The following is an 18,355-nucleotide window of genomic DNA, read 5'->3' on the forward strand; positions in this document are numbered from 1 at the left end:
ATCGCCGGGAACAAGGGCGACGACACGCTGCGCGGCGGGCTCGGCGCCGACGTGTTCCAGTTCTGGTCGGGCAACGGCAACGACACGATCCTCGACTACAATGATGGCGTCGACAAGATCCAGTTCTTGACCGGGGCCGCCAACTACGCCGCGCTGACCATCACCCAGGTCGGTGCCGACGTGCGCATCGACTACGGCGCGGGCGACCAGATCCTGCTGATCACCGAAACTGCCGCAAACCTGACCGCGGGGGATTTCATCTTCTGATCCGGCAGAACGAAAAACGAAACGGCCCCGGGCTGGTCCCGGGGCCGTTTTTCTTGCCCGTCATCCCCGTGGGTCACGACCAAACAGTTCGGCCTCGCGGAGCAGTCGTCGTCATCCCGCCACAAGCCGAGTTGGCGCTCGGACCCTCGGACACATCGGACGCCCATAAACCTTCAATGGCGTTCGCGATGATGGCGATTGAACCTAGTCGATGCCGAAGACCAGCTCATAGGATTGCGACCCGTTGGTTGCGTTGTAAATGGCAACGACATGATCGCCGCTTTGCCACAACTGGCCGCGATATTCCTCGGACGCGGATATCTCGTCGAGGAGCACGGAACCATCCGGGTTGTAGATCACGTAGGTCAGGCCCGGACCATTGGCCGTGATCTTGAAAGAGAAGAACTGTCCGCTTCGTGCTCCCACGACATAATGGCGCGAGTCACCGGGGTTCAGGCTGTCGGTGAACTCGGTACCGCTCGACCCGCTGGGAAAGGTGACACGTTCGACCGTATGATCAGGGTCTCCTTCCTCGGCAACTGGGGTCGCACGAGCCGCTCGAACCGGACCGTCCGACGCAACAAGGAATTCCGCCGCCGCCCAGCCCGAGACCCGTCCGTCGCTGACATGGCACCATTCGCGCCCTTCGGCCTGCATGCAGCCGAGGTTTTCGACAACGGCACCTCCAGGCAGTTTGCTCACCATCGGAGAGGAAGTCGACGGGCGTGAATGAACGATGAGCCTCGAATCCACGTTGACTTCGAAATGATCGGGCTCGCCGGTTAAGGTCTCGGGGGCCGGGGCGCTCTCCCCGGACACGATGGTGCAATAACCACCCGCGCTGCCGGGCGGCACATATCCGACGATTAGGCCGCTTCCATCCTCTTCGGTACTGATGGTGAAATCGATCCCACCGGCCGTTGCCTCGAAATAATCGGGATTGTACATCCTCACGCTGGCCGGGGCACCGTTCACACGCACATTCCCGCCGGCATCCGAGGTCACGCGCAATCCCATCGGACAATCCGCCGAGAATACCGGCATATCGGCCTGCGCCGTGCCCGCCAGTGAAAGCGCCGCACATGCAACCAATGGCAGGATGGCCCCGCGCCTCAACGATACTGATTTCAATTCATCCTCTCCCTTGAACAGGCGACAAACGCGCACTCGTGCAGAACATAGCACGAGGCGATCGACGCGGGTATCAATCATACCGCCCTGCGCCGGCCCGCTCCCTGGTTATCACCCGCCCGTCAGCTTTGCCGGAACCATCCCTGCCACATTTCAGGAAATGCAGGCGGCGGCCGCAGTTTGCGACCGCCACAATCATCGGAATGGCTCGGGTCGAATTGTGCCCCGTCAGCCCCTGTAATGCGGCGCTTCGACGTCAAGGCGTCTGCGGATGGCGCACCATTCAAGCTCACCTTCGTAGCCGTACCAGTCGCTGGCGGCCATGTCGCGCAGGTGGCGGTCCTGTTCGGTTTGCGGAATCTTCCGGATCCTGGCCCCGCCCGCCCCAGATTTCTGAACCTCGAGTTGCACCGCGCAGGCCTGATCGAGGTAGAAGGCCCGAAAGAACGCCTCTCCGGCGTCACGGCCAAAGACGAACGCGCCGTGCCACGCCTCCATGATGGCCTTCTTGCCGCGTCCCGCAGCCAGCAATCCGGTGAGGAAGTCGTCGGTGCACTCGAACTCGTAATCGGTGTAGCCCAACACATCGCCGCCGCCGATCATCAGGTAGGCCTGCGAATAGGGCAACAGCCCGTCCTCCTGTGCCGAAACGCCCATGATCGCCTTGGTATGAACATGCATGATGCAGTTCATGTCCGGCTCGGCTTCGAAAAACAGCTTGCCGATCTCCGTGGCCGAGGGGTTGGGCTCCCCATTCTGGGGATTGTGATTGGTCCGGTCGAAACCGACCTTGATCAGGTTCGAGGCAGTGACCTCTTCGTGCATCCACCCGTAATGATGCGTCAAAAGTGCCTCTTCGCCCGGCACGCGCACCGCATGCCATTGGTTCGTCAGATCCGTCAGCCGGTACTTGACCAGCGCATTGTAGATCGCGGCAAGCTCGCAGCGGGCGTCCCATTCCGCGTCCGAGCAGTTCGCCGGTCGTTGTCCCGAAGGGTTCGGTGTCTGGATGTTCATGATCGTGGTCTCCCGCCAAATTTTCGGTAGGGTATTCCGGCACTTTGGGTATTTCTTACCTTCAACAGCCCGTTTCTTGACTTCAGCGACCGCGCAATGCCTCACGTAACGTTCATACTCGTGCCCGGCTTTCAAAGCCTCGCCTATGTGCTGGCCTGCGAAACCTTGCGGATTGCGAACAAATGCGCCGGACGCCCGGTTTTCACCTGGGACACGCGCGGCTTGGACGACGGGCCGATACAGGCCTCGAACAACAGCTGGATCGCCCCGGACCGGCAGGATTGGCCGGACCCTGCGCAGGCCGACCTGGTCTTGATCTGCGCGGGATACGACGTTCCGGTCACGGTACCGGCACGAGCGCGCGCCTTTCTTGCCCGCGCATCCGGTCACGGCGCGGTACTGGGCGCGGTCGACACTGGCACGGTCCTGCTGGCACGGCTTGGTTATCTCAATGGACGGGCCGCCGTCGTCCACCACGAGGCCGAGGCCAGTTTCCGCGAGTTCCGGCCGGATATCGACCTGCGCGATACCATCTTTCATTTTGACGGAAGGATCCTGACCGCCGCAGGCGGCACGGCCACCGGCGACGCCATGCTGGCATGGATTGCCGCATCGGAAACGCCCGACCTCGCCGCCCGCTGCAGCGAGGCGATGGTGCATGGCAGGGTGCGCGAAGCCGGGGAGCGACAGCGCCTGTTGCCGAATACCGATCCTGTCTTGCAAGAGATGGTTTCGCTGATGCATCTGCACATGGAAACGCCCCTGCCCCTTTCGGAACTCGCCGCTAGGCTCGGTATCAGCGCAAAGGTTCTGCGCCAACGATGCGCCCGCCACCTGGGGCAGACACCGGCCGATTACTACCTTACCCTGCGGCTCGATACGGCGCGGACACTCGTGCTCGATACACAGATGAGCATGACGGATATCGGCCTGAGGTGCGGCTTCGGTTCTGCCGCAGCATTTTCCAGGGCGTTCCGCAATTACTTCGGATCGCCGCCCCTCAGGTTCCGAAGACAGAACAGCAGGCCGGCTGCAAAAACCCGGTCTTGATTGGTTTGCAGGAGGGGCCTCACATTACCGGCCATCGATCGGGTCAGAATTCGAACCCATCCATGTCGGCCAGGAACGCCTCGAAGAAATCCGTGAACGTTGCCACCAAGGGCGGCAGCGCCTCGTAGGGCGGATAATAGAGCGACAGCCAGAGCGATGGCACGGACCAATCCGGCAGAACGGTTTCCACCTCTCCGTTTTTGAGCCCCTCGGCTGCGATGAACCTTGGCAAGACAGCCATCCCTGCCCCGTTCAACACCATCGAATACAGGAAGTCGCCGTTGTTTGAGTGAATGCCCGATCCTGTCCTGACGGATCGTTTCAATGCCCCTTTGCGGAACCGCCATGTCTCCCGCGCGTCACCCGCGCCGTAAGAAAGACACAGATCCGGGTCGAGGGTTTCGGGATCGTCTGGATGGCCGTAGCGTTCGAATAGGCTCGGCGAGGCGATGGCAAGGCGCGGCACCTCGCAGATCTTGCGCCAGATCGTGGACTTGTCGCGCGGCGGCTCGGACACCCGGATCGCAAGGTCGCACTCCTCGGCGACGATATCCACCAGGCGGTCGGTCAGCATCACGCTCAGGTCGATATTCGGATAGGCCAGTTTGAAGCTGCTCAACAACCGGGGCAAAAGCCGGAGCCCGAACGACATCGGCGCGTTGATCGCCAGCCGCCCCCGATGCGGCTGCATCTCGCGGTCCAACTCGTCCCTGACGTTGTCGAACGCCTCGACAAGGGGCCGGTAACGTGCGGCGACGACCGCGCCGGCGGATGTCAGCGAGACCTGCCGCGTCGTGCGCACAAGCAGCTGCTGGCCAAGCTCCTCCTCCAGACGCGCGACGACTCGGGTGACCGAGGCCGGCGTCATGCGCAGGGATTTCGCAGCCGCTGCAAAGCTTTGCAGGGCAGCAACTTCGAGGAAAACACGGATCGGCTTCAGTTCCTGCATGCGGGATTATTACCCTCAGTGCAACAATCAATGCAAAACAATTATTATTCCGATCAACGGCCAAATTTCTATCTTGTTACGCAACAACCACGGAACTCCAAGAGGCCGAAATGGAAAAGCACATCAAAGGGCTTCACCACATCACGTCGATGGCGGCGAATGCGAACCAGAACAACGCGTTTTTCACCCAGACCCTTGGGCTGCGCCGGGTCAAGAAGACCGTGAACTTCGACGCGCCCGAGGTCTACCACCTGTACTACGGCGACGAGCACGGCACCCCCGGCTCCGTCATGACTTACTTCCCGTTCGGCCACATGCCACGAGGGGCACGCGGCACCGGAGAGGTCGGCGTTACCGAATTCGCCGTGCCCACCGGCTCGCTTGGCTTCTGGAAAGAGCGGCTTGCCAACGAGGGCGTCCAGGGATTGCGGCAGGACAGCTTCGTCGGAGAAGCGCGCCTGTCCTTCAACGGACCCGACGGCGACAGCTTCGCACTGGTCGAAAGCGATCCCGAAGGCCGCTTGGCCTGGACGGGCAGCGGTGTCGATGACAGCGTCGGTATCCTCGGCTTTCACGGCGCGCGTTTCAGGTTGCGCGACGCTGCGGCGACCGGAGAATTGCTGCGCTTCATGGGCTATGAGAAAGACGAGACCGAAGGGTCCGTCACCCGTTACCGCATCGAGGGTGGCAACGCGGCCCGCACGATCGACCTCGAGGAACTGCCGCAGGCAAATGCGGCCCGGCAGGGGTCCGGCTCTGTCCACCATATCGCCTTCGCGGTCGAAGACCGGGCGGCGCAGGCCGAGGTGCGCAAGGCTCTGCTCGACACCGGCTACCAGGTCACGCCGGTGATCGACCGCGATTACTTCTGGGCGATCTATTTCCGGACACCGGGCGGCGTGCTCTTCGAGATTGCCACCAACGAACCCGGCTTCGACCGGGACGAAGACACCGCTCACCTGGGCGAGGCGCTGAAGCTGCCGGAACGGTATCGTCCCTTCCGCGATCAGATCGAAGCCCGCTTGCCGGAACTCGCCTGAAGAACCCGTCCATGACATCGCAAGACTACGTCTCGTTGATCAAGGAGCCTTCGGGCACCGCGCCACTCGTCTTTGCCTTCCACGGGACGGGTGGTGACGAAAATCAGTTCTTCGGCTTCGCCCAGGAACTGCTGCCCGAGGCAGGCGTGGTTTCGCCGCGCGGAGATGTGTCGGAAAGGGGCGCCGCGCGCTTCTTCCGGCGCACAGGCGAAGGCGTCTACGACATGGACGACCTTGCGCGGGCGACACTCAAGATGGCCGCTTTCGTGAACGACTGGAAAACGAAGCATCCCGGGCGGCCGATCTACGGATTCGGCTATTCGAACGGTGCCAATATCCTCGCCTCGGTGATGATGGCGCGTCCCGATCTGTTCGACCGGGTCGGCCTGCTGCATCCGCTGATCCCGTGGGAGCCCGAACCGACGCAGGGGCTGATCGACAGGCAGGTTCTGATCTCCGCCGGCCGGCACGATCCGATCTGCCCTTGGCCGCTTACGCAGCGCCTTGTGGACTGGGCCGGGGCGCAGGGCGCTCAGGTGTCCACCTCGGTCCACGATGGCGGCCACGAATTGCGCCAGCAAGAGGCCTACGCGCTGGCGCAGTTGTTGCAGTCTCCCGCCGGAAACGGTGCGGCATGAAACGGTTATCCCCGGTCATCCCGCATCGCGGTCAGCGGGGCGGGCCGATCCCGCCCGCCCCTCACCCGATACCCGCGTCCCTGCCCGAATACCAAACCGATCACCTGTCCCGTCACACCTACCCGGCAAGCTGAGCAAACGGAGAAACACCATGTCGAAACTCGACGTACTGACACTTGGCAACAGTCAGTTGATCTTTATCGACCACCAGCCGCAGATGGCATTCGGCGTTCAGTCGATCGATCGGCAAACGCTCAAGAACAACACCGTCGCGCTGGCCAAGGCCGGCAAGATCTTCGACGTTCCGACGATCATCACCACGGTCGAGACCGAGAGCTTCTCGGGCCATACCTACCCCGAACTGCTCGACATCCACCCCGATGCGCCGCTGCTGGAGCGTACGTCGATGAACTCGTGGGATGACCAGAAAGTCCGCGATGCGCTGGCCAAGGGGGCCGCGGACGGACGCAAGAAAATCGTTGTCTCCGGCCTCTGGACAGAAGTGTGTAACCTGACCTTCGCGCTGTCCGCGCTGAAAGACACCGATTACGAGATCTACATGGTGGCCGATGCCTCGGGCGGCACGTCCGAGGATGCGCATAAATACGCGATGGACCGGATGATCCAGGCCGGTGTCATCCCCGTCACCTGGCAACAGGTACTGCTGGAATGGCAACGCGACTGGGCCCGAAAGGAGACATACGACGCCGTTATCTCTCTCGTGCAGGAGCATTCGGGCGCATACGGCATGGGCGTCGATTACGCCTACACGATGGTACACAAGGCCCCCCACCGCACGACCCACACAGGCCAAAGGCTGGAACCGGTACCCGCCCCTTCGGCGGCGGAGTGACCAGCCTGCCTGTCGGGGGCACTTGTCCTCCTCCCAAGCACGCCTCCGGCAGGCCCTTAACGATGGAGAACGGAAAATGACCACACGTCGCCGCAGCCTGCTTGCCGGCATCGGAGCGATGGCCGCCCTTGGCGCCGCTCGTCCACACCTAGCCTGGAGCCAGACCATGACCGCACCCGACCTTGTCTTGCGAAACGGCCGGATCACCACGTTGGATCCGGCCAGCCCCGATGCGACCGCCATCGCCATTTCCGACGGGCGCGTGCTTGCAACCGGCAGCGATGCCGAGATCATGCAGATGTCCGGCAGCGACACCGAGGTCATCGACCTGAGCGGCCGGAGGGTCATTCCCGGTCTGAACGACAGCCACACGCATGTGATCCGCGGCGGTTTGAGCTACAACATGGAACTGCGGTGGGAAAACGTCCCGTCCGTCTCGGACGCGCTCGCCATGCTGCGCCGACAGGCGGCAAACACGCCCGCGCCCCAATGGGTCCGTGTCGTCGGCGGGTGGTCCGAATTCCAGTTTGCCGAGCGTCGCATGCCGACGCTGGACGAAATCAACGAGGCCGCGCCCGATACCCCGGTCTTCATCCTCCATCTTTACGCGCGGGCGCTTCTGAACCAAGCCGCCCTGAGGGCGCTTGGGATCGACAAGAACACGCCCAACCCGCCGGGTGGCGAGATCGAACGCGACGCAAATGGCAATCCCACGGGTATGCTTATCGCGCGGCCATCCGCGCTGATCCTCTATTCGACACTGGCGCAGGGCCCGAAATTGCCTATCGAGGACCAGATCAACTCCACCCGCCATTTCATGCGCGAGTTGAACCGGCTTGGCGTGACCAGCGTGATCGACGCCGGTGGCGGCGGGCAGAACTATCCCGAGGATTACGACGTCGTGCAGAAACTGCATGACGATGATCAGCTGACCCTGCGCATCGCCTATAACCTGTTTGCGCAAAACGCCGGTCAGGAGTTGAGCGATTATGAAAAGTGGATCGGTATGACCGAACCCGGCGCAGGCGACGACTGGCTGCGCATGAATGGTGCCGGCGAAAACCTTGCATGGTCCGCCGCCGATTTCGAGAATTTCCTCGAACCGCGCCCCGACCCTGCCCCCGTGATGGAGGCAGAGCTTGAAAAGATCGTGGAACTGCTGGCCACCAATGAATGGCCCTTCCGCATTCACGCCACCTATGACGAGACGATCGACCGCTTCCTGACCGTCTTCGAGCGCGTGAACCAGCGCCAGCCATTCAAGACCCGCTTCATCATCGACCACGCCGAGACGGTCAGCCCCCGCAATATCGAGCGGATCAAGGCGCTTGGCGGCGGGATCGCCACCCAGCACCGCATGGCCTTTCAAGGGGAGTATTTCGTCGACCGCTACGGGGCCGAGGCCGCGCAGGCAACCCCGCCGATCCGCGAGATGCTGAAGACCGGCCTGCCCGTTGGCGGCGGCACCGATGCCACGCGTGTGGCCAGCTATGACCCCTGGGTCGCCATGCACTGGCTGACGACCGGCAAGACGGTCGGCGGGCTCACGCTCTATGGCGAGGACAACCTGCTGACCCGCGAAGAGGCGCTGGCCATCTGGACCACCGGTTCGGCCTGGTTCTCCGGAGAGCAGGAGGTCAAGGGCAAGCTCATGCCGGGCATGTATGCCGACCTCGCCGTCCTGTCCGACGACCTGATGACCGTGCCGGACAATCGCATCCGTTCGATCACCTCGGTATTGACGGTGGTTGGCGGTCGAGTGGTGTTTGCCGATGGCGAGTTCTCGGTCCACAACCCGCCGCTGCCGCCCGCCTCGCCCGACTGGTCGGTGAACAAGCTGTTCGCCAGCCCCGCCGAACGCGAGGTCCCCCTGGCCCCGGCCGCGGTGCAACAGCGCTCCTGCCACGATGGCTGTTCCTCGGGATGCGGCATGCATGGGCACAGCCACGGTATCGCCTGGACCGCGCCGATCCCGGTTCGCGACAAATCCGCCTTCTGGGGCGCGCTCGGCTGCTCCTGCTTCGCCGTTTAACCCCCAACCCGTTCAGGAGATACAAGCATGTCCGACATCGCGATCACCCGTGAAGACAGCGACACCAAGGGGCGCTACGTGGCAACGATCACCGGCGTCGAAGGTGAAGGTGAGATGACCTTCTCCAAGGCGTCGGAAACCATGATCATCGTCGATCACACGGCGGTGCCGGACAGCATGCGTGGCATGGGGGTTGCCGGTGCGCTGGCCCTCCGCGTCATCTCCGACGCGCGGGCGGCGGGGCAAAAGATCGTCCCGCTGTGCCCCTTCCTGCGCGGTTACATGGATCGCCACCGCGAGGAGACATCAGATGTCCTCGGCTAGGTCGACGGGCGCCTTCGCGCCCTTTGCCCATCGCGCCTTTGCCCTGCTGTGGACGGCGACGCTGATCTCGAACATCGGCACCTGGATGCACGACGTGGGCGCCGGCTGGTTGATGACGACGCTCAACCCCAGCCCCGCCGTCGTGACGCTGGTGCAGGCTGCAACGACACTGCCAGTATTCCTCTTCGCGCTCTTTGCCGGCGCGCTGGCCGACCGGCTGGACAAACGGCGCATGCTGATCGCCATCAACGTGGGCCTGTTCGGGATCATCGCCTTGCTGGCCGCATTGGTCTGGCTGGGGCTGATGACCCCGCTGCTGCTGATCCTGTTCACCCTCGCCATCGGAACCGGCGCTGCCTTCATGGCGCCGGCCTGGCAGGCAGTGGTGCCGCAACTGGTTCCCCGCGACAACCTGAAACCCGCGATTGCGCTCAATTCGATGGGCATCAACATCAGCCGCGCTATCGGTCCGGCGCTTGCCGGGCTTCTGATCGCAAGCGTGGGGCTTGCCGCTCCCTTCGCGCTCAACGCGGCAAGCCACCTTGTCATCATCGCCGCGCTGCTGCTCTGGCGTCCCGAACCGCGGCCAGACCGGCGGCGCACGGGCAGCATCCTGTCCGAAATGGCGACAGGCCTGCGCCATGTTCGCCATAACGGTCCTATGCGGGCCACTTTGGTACGCGCGCTGGCGTTCTTTCTGTTTGCCTCCGCCTACTGGTCGCTGCTTCCACTGATCGCGCGCAGCGTCGAGGGCGGCGGGTCCGAGCTTTACGGCGCGCTCATGGCCCTGATCGGTGCCGGTGCGGTCACGGGCGCATTGCTGCTGCCGCGCATGCAAAACCGCCTCACCTCCGACCGAACCGTGCAGATCGGAACGGTGGGCACGGCAATAGCCCTTGTCGCGCTTGCGGTGTCCGGCGCAGGGTCTGCCCTGATGGCCGCGGCGTTTCTCGGCGGGCTCAGCTGGATAGCGGTGCTGACGTCCTTCAACGTGTCGGCGCAAACGGCGCTGCCCGACTGGGTGCGCGCACGCGGTCTTGCGGTATTCCTGATGGGCTTTTTCGGCTCCATGGCGCTGGGCTCGATCCTGTGGGGCCAGTTGGCGGCCGCAAGCTCTGTCCAGACTGCACTCCTCGTGGCGGCCATCGGCCTGATCGCCGGTCTCCTCGCCACCCGCCGTTTCACCGTCGGCCAGGGAGAAGGCCTCGACCTCGCCGCCGCATCGATCTGGCCGCAGGCACCGACGCTCGATACCGCGTCTTCACCCGATCAGCCCGCTATGGTGGTCGTGGAGTATCGCATAGCGGACGCCCAGCGCGATGCGTTTCTGACCGCCATCCGCTCGTTCTCGGGCGAAAGGCTTCGCAACGGCGCGACGCGCTGGGACCTGCATCAAGGCGTCGAAGACACCGAACTCTGGATCGAGAGCTTTCACCTGCCCAGCTGGAACGAACATCTCGAACAGCATGAACGCGTCACGCGCCACGATGCCGATCTCCAGAACCGCGTGCGATCCTTCGACATCCGGCCCTCCGGCCCCGTCGTTCGGCATTTTCTTGCACCGGGGTAAAGCCGCGCGCGATTTGGCTGCTATAACCGTTTTGAACACCTTTTGATCAAGGAAGCCCGAAGATGAGCTGGAACCCAAGTCAGAACCCTGAATGCCCACAATCCGGGCTCGACGCTCTCGAGACGCTGATCATCCCGCGCGCCCGCGATCTGGGCGGGTTCGAGGTGCGCCGCGCCCTGCCAAGCCCCAAACGCCAGATGGTCGGCCCGTTCATCTTCTTCGACCAGATGGGGCCCGCAGAATTCATCACCGAGGGCGGCATCGACGTGCGCCCGCATCCGCATATCGGCCTGGGCACCGTCACCTACCTGTACGAGGGCGAGTTCGAGCACCGCGACAGCCTCGGCACGCACCAGATGATCTATCCGGGCGAGGTGAACTGGATGGTCGCGGGCCGCGGCGTCACCCATTCCGAACGCACCAGCGCCGATACCCGTGCCACGCGGCACAAGCTGTTCGGCATCCAGACATGGATCGCACTGCCCGAAGACCGCGAGGACATGGCACCAGATTTCGAGCATCACAAGGAAGCGGTCCTGCCCATGATCGACGACAATGGTGTGCAGGCGCGTCTGATCCTCGGCAACGCCTATGGCGAGACAAGCCCGGTCACCATGCAGTCCGAGACCTTCTACCTTGACGTGGTGCTTGAGCCCGGCGCGCATTTCCCCCTGCCCGAAAATCACGAGGATCGCGGCCTCTACATCACCCAGGGTTCCGTCGAAATCGCAGGGGAGACCTTTGACGCAGGCCGCATGATGGTTTTCCGGCCCGGCGACCGCATCAGCGTTCGCGCGGGTGCGCAGGGGGCGCGGCTCATGGCGCTTGGCGGCGCCACCATGAACGAGAGCCGTTACATCTGGTGGAACTTCGTGTCCTCTTCGCTCGACCGGATCGAAGAGGCGAAAGAGGCGTGGAAGGCGGAGAACTGGGGCGACGGTCTTTTCCGGCTGCCGCCGGGGGACGAGGACGAACATATCCCGATCACGCCAGAACTGGAGCGCATGATGCCGCGCGCAAAATGACAGCGCCGCGTGTTTGTATAGGGCCAGTGACTTCACGAAGGCGTCAAGCCGCTTGCTAAACCGACCCGCCCGGCCAATCTGTCACAAGCTGACCAGTATCCCTTTGTGCCTGAGCAGGCGAGACCGAGAAGGAGAACAGACCATGCGCGTGAACGCGGATTTCAGCGAACGCACCCTCGTCCGCTTCGACGAGAACGACTGGGTTCCCTCACCGATGGCCGGCGTCGAACGCAAGATGCTGGACCGGATCGGCGACGAGGTTGCGCGCGCGACCACCATCGTCCGTTTCGCCCCCGGCAGCGCATTTTCCGCCCACACCCATGACGGGGGCGAAGAGTACCTCGTGCTCGACGGCACGTTTCAGGACGAGGACGGGGATTTCCCGATCGGCTCTTACGTGCGCAACCCGCCGACCTCGTCCCACACGCCTGCGGCGCAGGACGGGGCGACGATCCTTGTAAAGCTGCATCAGTTCGACTTGCGCGACCGCAAGCAGGTGCAGATCGACAGCGGCAAGGCGGATTGGACGGAAACGGCTGAAGGGGTCGTCGCCCTGCCCCTTCACGAGGATGATCGCGAAACCGTCGTCATGGAGCGGTGGGAACCCGGCGTGACCCGTGCGCTCGACGCCTCGGGCGGGTTGGAGGTCTTCGTGATCGAAGGCGCAATCACCGAAGGCGGCGACAGCCTGAACCGGTGGGACTGGCTGCGCCTGCCGGTCGGTACCCGGTTCGAGGCGGCGGCAGGGCCCGAAGGCGCCCGCGTCTGGATCAAGACGGGCCACCTGCGCCACGTCACCGAACGGGCGGCATGACGCCCGATACCGAGGTCGCCATCATCGGTGCGGGGCTTTCGGGCCTCGCGCTTGCGCAGTCTCTGCGGACCGAAGGACGCAACGTGGTCCTGCTAGAGGCACGCGACCGTCCCGGCGGCCGCGTCCTGTCGCAGGATGGCTACGACCTCGGCCCGGCCTGGATCTGGCCGCACAACCGTCGCATGCTGGCCCTTGCCGACCGGCTCGGGTTGCAACTCTTTGCGCAGCACAGCGACGGCAAGCTCGTGTTCGAAGACGCGCACGGATCCGTCAGGCGCGATCTCGATTTCGCGACCATGGGTGGCGCACTGCGCGTCGTCGGTGGGCTGTCGATGGTCACGGACGCGCTTGCGCGGGATCTCGGCGATATCCTGCATCTGGGGCGCCTTGTTCAGCAGGTCATTGAAGAACCCGGCGGCGTCACGGTCACCGGGCAGGAATTCACACTGCGCGCCGAGCGTGTTGTCGTCGCCCTGCCGCCGCGCCTCACGGTCGGTCTGGGGCTATCCGTTCCCGACGTGCCGACCTGGATGGCAGGCCACGCCAAGCTCGTCGCGGTGTTCGACAGCCCGTTCTGGCGGAACCAAGGGCTGAACGGCGACGCGATTTCCCATCGCGGCCCGTTGGCCGAAATCCACGACGCTTCCCCCATGGATGCGACCGAAGGTGCCATGTTCGGTTTCGCAATGCCCGGCGCGGCCCGGGATCCCGAGTTCCGCAGTCGGGCGATGGACCAGCTCGCCCGGCTGTTCGGGCCAGAGGCCGCCACCCCCCGCCACGTGTTCATCAAGGACTGGAGCACGGACCCAGCGACGTCGGTACAGGCCGATCAGACACCTCCCGCCGCCCATCCCCGGTACAGGGCGATCCGCCCGACGCAAAAGGTGATCTTTGCCGGAACAGAAACCGCTCTTGTCGAAGGTGGCTTTCTCGAAGGCGCGCTCGAGGCCGCCGAAACAGCACGTGAACAGCTGCTGAAAGACTACGCCAGCTTCTGAAACGGGCAATCCCAGGGCCAGGTTTGTACAAACCAGGATTACGTTCAGCTGTCCGGCGTCAAACCCTTCCGCAGCAGAAAACGCTGTATCTTGCCGCTCGGCGTCTTTGGCAAATCGGACACGAACTCGATCAGCCGTGGATAGGCGTGGGCCGAAAGGCGTGTCTTTACATAGTCTTGCAACTCGGCAGACAGGCTTTCGCCCGGCTCATGCCCTGCGGCCAGGACGATCACGGCCTTCACCACCTCGGTCCGCTCCTTGTCGGGGACTCCGATGACGGCCGCTTCGGTCACTGCCGGATGCTCGATCAGCGCGCTTTCGACATCAAACGGCCCGATACGATAACCCGAAGAGGTGATCACATCGTCGCTGCGCCCCACGAAAGAGATACAGCCCTGCGCATCGCGCTCGACCGTGTCGCCAGTCAGGTAAAACCCGCCTTCGATCGACTTCGATGGTTGATCCAGATAGCCCTTGAACCACAGCAGCGGCGACTTCTCGATATCGACCGCCAACTGACCGGGCTCATCAGGCGCGGCGACGCTGCCATCCTCGGCCAGAACCTCGACGCGGTAGCCCGGCATCTCGTACCCGGCGGATCCCGGCCGGACAGGATGATCCAGCCGATGATGGTTGTTTACCAGCATACCGGTTTCGGTCTGCCCGTAGTGATCCTTTATCGAGACGTCCAGAACGTCATCGAACCACCGGATCACTTCCGGGTTCAGCGGCTCCCCTGCGCTGCTGACGCAGCGCAGGCTGCCACGCAGGTTCTCCGCGCGCTCTGCGCCCGAGGCAATGATCAGGCGATAGGCTGTCGGCGCGCCTGCAAAGTTCGAAACGCCCAGCCGCGAGATCACATCGAAGGTGGCATCGACCGTGAACCCCGCCTCGACAAGGGTCGTCTGGTGACCCAGCAGCAGCGGCCCCAGCACGGCGTAGTACAAGCCATAGGCCCAGCCCGGATCGGCGATATTCCAGAATACATCGTCTGGGCGCAGATCGATGCCATCCACCATGTAGGCCCGGATGGCGATCATGGCGCTGAGCGGAACAGGCACACCTTTCGCGGGGCCCGTCGTTCCTGACGTCGCCATCATGAACATGAGGTCGTCACCATGCCGCAGAACGGGTTCGAACCGGTCGGATTGCGCGGCCAACGCCCGACGCAGATCGACCTCGGTACCGTCCGTTTGCGCATCCGTCTCAGCATAAACCGCGACAGGCGGGCAGCTTGCGACATCGTTCAGCTTGCCGAGATTGGCGCGATCCGTCACGACCAGCCGGGCACCGCTCATGGCAAGTCGGTCCTGGATCGCTTTCGGCCCGAACGCGGTGAACAGCGGCTGATACACCGCCCCGGCGCGAAGGGTGCCTAGGATCGTGACGACCAGATCGGGCGTGCGCGGCAAGAGCCCGGCAACAACGTCTCCGGGCCTGATCCCTTGCTCGACAAGAAAATTCGCAAACCGCGCGGTGTCCTGCTTCAGCTGGGCGAAGCTGCGCGTCTCATGCCGCCCATCCAGCGCGATCCAGTCCAGCGCCTTTCGGTCGCCGGTCGCATAGCGGTCGCAGCACTCGGCACATGCATTCACACCATCCGAGAAACTGCCGACAAACTCCGACTTGGCCCGGTTCAGGTCAAAGTCGCGGCGAGCCTCGGAATAGGAACGTCGGGGCGTTGCATCGGATCGGTCGGACATATCGTTGGTCCTTCTACTTGGGCCAGGCTCCAGCATGCGACGAAACCGCCAGGTTTTCTACGGCCGGGCATTGGCCCGCCCCGCACACCGCCCCGCTGAAACCGATGGCGCGATCGGTCAGCTTTCGACTGGCACCACCGCCCGCTGGTAAAGGTGCCAGGTTGTGTGGCCAAGGATCGGCAGGGTGAATATCAGGCCCAGGAACGCCGGAACCAGCGACAACAGCATGGTGACCGAGATGATCGCCGCCCAGGACAGCATCACCACCGGGTTTTCGCGGACCACCTGAACCGATGTCAGCATGGCGGTCACGAAATCCGTCTCCCGGTCCATCAGCATGGGCATCGCCACAACCGTCACCGTGAACAGCACGGCCGACAGGAACGCGCCGACACAGGTACCGATCGCCAGGAAGATCCAGCCCTCGGGGGTAAAGAACACGATGTTCAGGAACCCTTCGAAATCCGAAAAGGATGCATTTTGCAGGATGATCGCCAGCCACAGCCGGATCTGGTAGGTCCAGACCCAGAAGATGAACAGCGTGACAAAAGCCATCCAACCCATTTCGCGTTTGCGCTGATGGGCCATGACGGTCAGGATCTCGAACCAACCGAAACTCTCGCCCGTCTGCAACCGGCGCGACATCTCGTACAGCCCGGCGGCGGCGAACGGCGCGACCAGCGGAAAGCCGACGGCGGCGGGAATGATCATCCAGATCTTGCCGAGCCAGACCAGCGTCCAGACGAATAGCAATCCGAAAACCGCGTAGAACAGCCCGAAAAACCCGCTCATCACCGGGCGTGCAAGGAAATCGGAGAACCCGGCCCTGAGCGAGTCCGATATGTCGGCCGCGGTGATCTTGTTGACTTCGGGCATGCTCGGTTGCTGCGGCGCCAGATTGTCCGGGGGTGTCGCCCCTTCAGTGCTGGATGTCATGACATACCCCTCCCAAAGCATGGCATCGCACCGGCCCGTCGCCCGACGGAACCGGCCGTGAAACAGACATCTCTCCTCCGTGGTCAAGCTTGCATCAGCACCGGCACAAGGGCAAGGCTTGACCTCCGCCACCACCCCGCGCCCCGACGAATGAGTTGAACCCCTCCCCCCGTCCGCTAACGTGGCACGCGGCAACCGAGGGAGGACACCATGTGGCCTGATGACAGACTGACCCGCCTTCTGGGCATCGAACATCCGATCATTCAGGCGCCCATGGCCGGCACCACGACGCCAGCGCTGGTGGCCGCGATCGCAAATGCCGGTGGCATGGGCAGTCATGGTTGCGCCGCGCTCTCCCCCGAGACGCTGGAACGCGACATGACCGAGATGCGCGCGGCCACCAATGGCGCGGTCAACCTCAACTTCTTCTGCCATGCGAAACCCGAGATGTCCGAGGCGGCGCATAGCGATCTGCTGGCCGAGCTCGCCCCCGATTACCAGCGCGCCGGGGCAAACCCGCCCTCGAACATGCCCGAGGTGGCCTCGCCACGCGCCTTCGGCCCGGCAGAGCTTGCGCTCCTCCTTGCCCATCCGCCCGCCGTGGCGAGTTTCCATTTCGGCCTGCCGGACCCCGACGCCATCGCCGCGCTGAAAACCGCTGGCTGCAAAATCCTCGCCTCTGCCACCACCGTCGCCGAGGCCCGCTGGCTCGCAGAGCGCGGCGCCGATGCCATCATAGCCCAGGGGTGGGAAGCCGGCGGCCACAGGGGCGTGTTCCTCGATGTCGAGAACGATGCCCAAGTCGGCCTCTTCGCGCTGCTGCCGCAAATCGTGGATGCGGTGGCGGTGCCCGTGATCGCCGCGGGCGGTATCGCGGACGGGCGCGGGATCGCGGCGGCCTTTGCGCTGGGGGCGTCTGGTGTGCAGATCGGCACCGCCTTCATCGACTGCGCCGAGGCCGCGCAACGCGACTGGCATATCGCCGCCTTGCAGGAGGGGCATGACGACAGCACGATGATCTCATCGGCGGTTTCCGGCCGCCCGGCCCGCGCCCACCGCACGCCGTGGCTGACCCGGATGAAAGACGTCACATCTGCACCTTTCCCGCTGATGTATCACTACACCCGCCCGCTGCAGGCGGCCGATCCAGAGCCGCATCACTTCGCGCTCTACGGCCAATCCGCAGCCCTGCGTCCCGCCGGATCGGCCCGTGACCGGTTCGACCAACTGGTGACCGATGCGCAAAAGGCGCTCGTCCCCGCCGGCTGACCGGCGGGTTTTCACCGACAGGACACAGGCTCACGCAAATTTCAGGTCCGCAGGCTGGACCTGAAAGGCGTCAGGCCATATTCCTGCACCCGAATGTCGAGCAGTCCACCGGAGGTCCACCATGTCGCAGTATCGCATCACGCGTCGAGGCGCCCTTCTTGGCGCGGCCGCCACGCTGGCCAGCCCTGCCCTCGTGCGGGCGCAAAGCCTCGATGCCTTTCCGCAGAACGAAGAGGTCATCCGTGACCAGGTTCCGACACGCCGCAACTCTTCGGCCTTTCGCAAGCAGGAATGGCAGGATCATTTCAGCCAGCTCGGCCAGGGCTGCCTGCTGGCCGATATCTCCAGCCGCGCGGTGCATTACTGGGGTCCTGACGGCGTGACCTACCGGCTCTACCCCTCGTCCGTCCCGATGACCGAGGAACTGACCAAGCGCGGTTATACCTCGGTGGTCCGCAAGACCGAGTTTCCCAGCTGGACGCCAACCGCCTCGATGCGCGAGCGCGACCCGACCCTGCCGGTCCGCATGGAAGGCGGCGAACCCGGAAACCCGCTTGGCACGCGCGCGATGTATCTGGGCTGGCCGGCCTACCTCGTGCATGGCACGCATGACACGCGCAAGATCGGGCGGCAAAGCTCTTCGGGCTGCATCGGCCTTTACAACCAGCATGTCGAAGAGCTCTACGAACTGGTTCAGGTCGGCACGCAAGTGCGCCTCGTCTGAGACGCGCCTGCGCGG

The 18,355-nt window shown here is 63.8% G+C and carries 17 protein-coding genes and 1 pseudogene; 13 read left to right on the forward strand and 5 right to left on the reverse strand.

Features of this window, described 5'->3' with window-relative positions; translation table 11 throughout:
- Window positions 1–267: pseudogene (locus ACFORG_RS14120) on the forward strand (calcium-binding protein); the annotation flags it as partial.
- Between the two features lie 204 nt (window positions 268–471).
- Here ACFORG_RS14120 and ACFORG_RS14125 read toward each other — a convergent pair.
- Both ACFORG_RS14125 and ACFORG_RS14130 read right to left on the reverse strand, forming a co-directional pair.
- Entirely contained in the window at window positions 472–1,479 is a 1,008-nt protein-coding gene (locus ACFORG_RS14125; protein ID WP_386736181.1) for an SH3 domain-containing protein, read from the reverse strand.
- A 147-nt stretch (window positions 1,480–1,626) separates the two neighbouring features.
- Complete coding sequence (locus tag ACFORG_RS14130; RefSeq protein WP_386736182.1) at window positions 1,627–2,415, reverse strand: class II aldolase/adducin family protein; 789 nt, start codon at window positions 2,413–2,415, stop codon at window positions 1,627–1,629.
- 96 nt (window positions 2,416–2,511) lie between these two features.
- On the opposite strand from ACFORG_RS14130, the gene ACFORG_RS14135 reads away from it, so the two are divergent.
- Entirely contained in the window at window positions 2,512–3,465 is a 954-nt protein-coding gene (locus tag ACFORG_RS14135) for a GlxA family transcriptional regulator (RefSeq protein ID WP_386736183.1), read from the forward strand.
- A gap of 43 nt (window positions 3,466–3,508) precedes the next feature.
- Here the strand turns inward: ACFORG_RS14135 and ACFORG_RS14140 are convergent, their stop codons facing one another.
- Entirely contained in the window at window positions 3,509–4,414 is a 906-nt protein-coding gene (locus ACFORG_RS14140) for a LysR family transcriptional regulator (protein ID WP_386736184.1), read from the reverse strand.
- A 110-nt stretch (window positions 4,415–4,524) separates the two neighbouring features.
- Between ACFORG_RS14140 and ACFORG_RS14145 the strand changes: the two genes are divergently transcribed.
- From ACFORG_RS14145 to ACFORG_RS14185, 9 genes are all read left to right on the forward strand, one after another.
- Window positions 4,525–5,454 carry a VOC family protein gene (locus tag ACFORG_RS14145; RefSeq protein ID WP_386736185.1) on the forward strand — a complete coding sequence of 310 codons (930 nt, stop codon included), beginning with the start codon at window positions 4,525–4,527 and terminating at the stop codon, window positions 5,452–5,454.
- 11 nt (window positions 5,455–5,465) lie between these two features.
- Window positions 5,466–6,092 (forward strand): alpha/beta hydrolase, encoded by a 627-nt coding sequence (locus tag ACFORG_RS14150; RefSeq protein WP_386736186.1) that lies wholly within the window; start codon window positions 5,466–5,468, stop codon window positions 6,090–6,092.
- Between the two features lie 151 nt (window positions 6,093–6,243).
- Window positions 6,244–6,945 carry a hydrolase gene (locus ACFORG_RS14155; RefSeq protein ID WP_386736187.1) on the forward strand — a complete coding sequence of 234 codons (702 nt, stop codon included), beginning with the start codon at window positions 6,244–6,246 and terminating at the stop codon, window positions 6,943–6,945.
- A 76-nt stretch (window positions 6,946–7,021) separates the two neighbouring features.
- Window positions 7,022–8,977, forward strand: a complete 1,956-nt coding sequence (locus ACFORG_RS14160) for an amidohydrolase (RefSeq protein ID WP_386736188.1) — start codon at window positions 7,022–7,024, stop codon at window positions 8,975–8,977.
- A 27-nt stretch (window positions 8,978–9,004) separates the two neighbouring features.
- On the forward strand, window positions 9,005–9,301 hold the full coding sequence (locus ACFORG_RS14165; protein ID WP_386736189.1) for a GNAT family N-acetyltransferase: 297 nt from the start codon (window positions 9,005–9,007) through the stop codon (window positions 9,299–9,301).
- The gene (locus ACFORG_RS14170; protein WP_386736190.1) at window positions 9,288–10,871 is read left to right on the forward strand and encodes an MFS transporter; all 1,584 of its coding nucleotides are present in this window, start codon (window positions 9,288–9,290) and stop codon (window positions 10,869–10,871) included. The genes ACFORG_RS14165 and ACFORG_RS14170 overlap by 14 nt, the downstream gene beginning before the upstream one ends.
- A gap of 62 nt (window positions 10,872–10,933) precedes the next feature.
- Window positions 10,934–11,896 carry a pirin family protein gene (locus ACFORG_RS14175; protein WP_386736191.1) on the forward strand — a complete coding sequence of 321 codons (963 nt, stop codon included), beginning with the start codon at window positions 10,934–10,936 and terminating at the stop codon, window positions 11,894–11,896.
- Between the two features lie 142 nt (window positions 11,897–12,038).
- Window positions 12,039–12,710: a cupin domain-containing protein gene (locus tag ACFORG_RS14180; protein ID WP_386736192.1), complete on the forward strand. Its 672-nt coding sequence runs from the start codon at window positions 12,039–12,041 to the stop codon at window positions 12,708–12,710.
- A complete protein-coding gene (locus tag ACFORG_RS14185; RefSeq protein WP_386736193.1) occupies window positions 12,707–13,708 on the forward strand; it encodes a flavin monoamine oxidase family protein in 1,002 nt (333 codons plus the stop codon). The genes ACFORG_RS14180 and ACFORG_RS14185 overlap by 4 nt, the downstream gene beginning before the upstream one ends.
- 44 nt (window positions 13,709–13,752) lie before the next feature.
- On the opposite strand, the gene ACFORG_RS14190 is transcribed toward ACFORG_RS14185, so the two are convergent.
- The gene (locus ACFORG_RS14190) at window positions 13,753–15,411 is read right to left on the reverse strand and encodes an AMP-binding protein (protein WP_386736194.1); all 1,659 of its coding nucleotides are present in this window, start codon (window positions 15,409–15,411) and stop codon (window positions 13,753–13,755) included.
- Between the two features lie 117 nt (window positions 15,412–15,528).
- The gene (locus ACFORG_RS14195) at window positions 15,529–16,347 is read right to left on the reverse strand and encodes a DUF2189 domain-containing protein (protein ID WP_386736195.1); all 819 of its coding nucleotides are present in this window, start codon (window positions 16,345–16,347) and stop codon (window positions 15,529–15,531) included.
- A 210-nt stretch (window positions 16,348–16,557) separates the two neighbouring features.
- On the opposite strand from ACFORG_RS14195, the gene ACFORG_RS14200 reads away from it, so the two are divergent.
- Together ACFORG_RS14200 and ACFORG_RS14205 are read left to right on the forward strand one after the other, a co-directional pair.
- Window positions 16,558–17,616: an NAD(P)H-dependent flavin oxidoreductase gene (locus ACFORG_RS14200; protein WP_386736196.1), complete on the forward strand. Its 1,059-nt coding sequence runs from the start codon at window positions 16,558–16,560 to the stop codon at window positions 17,614–17,616.
- 121 nt (window positions 17,617–17,737) lie between these two features.
- Window positions 17,738–18,340 carry a L,D-transpeptidase gene (locus ACFORG_RS14205; RefSeq protein WP_386736197.1) on the forward strand — a complete coding sequence of 201 codons (603 nt, stop codon included), beginning with the start codon at window positions 17,738–17,740 and terminating at the stop codon, window positions 18,338–18,340.
- The last annotated feature ends 15 nt before the right edge of the window (window positions 18,341–18,355 follow it).

It is taken from the genome of Lutimaribacter marinistellae (genome assembly GCF_042648365.1).
GTDB lineage: Bacteria > Pseudomonadota > Alphaproteobacteria > Rhodobacterales > Rhodobacteraceae > Lutimaribacter_A > Lutimaribacter_A marinistellae.

Excerpts from the sequence above, each read along its gene's own strand:
- ACFORG_RS14125 (WP_386736181.1), bottom strand. The coding sequence starts at position 1,479 with ATGATTGATACCCGCGTCGATCGCCTCGTGCTATGTTCTGCACGAGTG.
- ACFORG_RS14130 (WP_386736182.1), bottom strand. The coding sequence starts at position 2,415 with ATGAACATCCAGACACCGAACCCTTCGGGACAACGACCGGCGAACTGC.
- ACFORG_RS14135 (WP_386736183.1), top strand. The coding sequence starts at position 2,512 with ATGCCTCACGTAACGTTCATACTCGTGCCCGGCTTTCAAAGCCTCGCC.
- ACFORG_RS14140 (WP_386736184.1), bottom strand. The coding sequence starts at position 4,414 with ATGCAGGAACTGAAGCCGATCCGTGTTTTCCTCGAAGTTGCTGCCCTG.
- ACFORG_RS14145 (WP_386736185.1), top strand. The coding sequence starts at position 4,525 with ATGGAAAAGCACATCAAAGGGCTTCACCACATCACGTCGATGGCGGCG.
- ACFORG_RS14150 (WP_386736186.1), top strand. The coding sequence starts at position 5,466 with ATGACATCGCAAGACTACGTCTCGTTGATCAAGGAGCCTTCGGGCACC.
- ACFORG_RS14155 (WP_386736187.1), top strand. The coding sequence starts at position 6,244 with ATGTCGAAACTCGACGTACTGACACTTGGCAACAGTCAGTTGATCTTT.
- ACFORG_RS14160 (WP_386736188.1), top strand. The coding sequence starts at position 7,022 with ATGACCACACGTCGCCGCAGCCTGCTTGCCGGCATCGGAGCGATGGCC.
- ACFORG_RS14165 (WP_386736189.1), top strand. The coding sequence starts at position 9,005 with ATGTCCGACATCGCGATCACCCGTGAAGACAGCGACACCAAGGGGCGC.
- ACFORG_RS14170 (WP_386736190.1), top strand. The coding sequence starts at position 9,288 with ATGTCCTCGGCTAGGTCGACGGGCGCCTTCGCGCCCTTTGCCCATCGC.
- ACFORG_RS14175 (WP_386736191.1), top strand. The coding sequence starts at position 10,934 with ATGAGCTGGAACCCAAGTCAGAACCCTGAATGCCCACAATCCGGGCTC.
- ACFORG_RS14180 (WP_386736192.1), top strand. The coding sequence starts at position 12,039 with ATGCGCGTGAACGCGGATTTCAGCGAACGCACCCTCGTCCGCTTCGAC.
- ACFORG_RS14185 (WP_386736193.1), top strand. The coding sequence starts at position 12,707 with ATGACGCCCGATACCGAGGTCGCCATCATCGGTGCGGGGCTTTCGGGC.
- ACFORG_RS14190 (WP_386736194.1), bottom strand. The coding sequence starts at position 15,411 with ATGTCCGACCGATCCGATGCAACGCCCCGACGTTCCTATTCCGAGGCT.
- ACFORG_RS14195 (WP_386736195.1), bottom strand. The coding sequence starts at position 16,347 with ATGACATCCAGCACTGAAGGGGCGACACCCCCGGACAATCTGGCGCCG.
- ACFORG_RS14200 (WP_386736196.1), top strand. The coding sequence starts at position 16,558 with ATGTGGCCTGATGACAGACTGACCCGCCTTCTGGGCATCGAACATCCG.
- ACFORG_RS14205 (WP_386736197.1), top strand. The coding sequence starts at position 17,738 with ATGTCGCAGTATCGCATCACGCGTCGAGGCGCCCTTCTTGGCGCGGCC.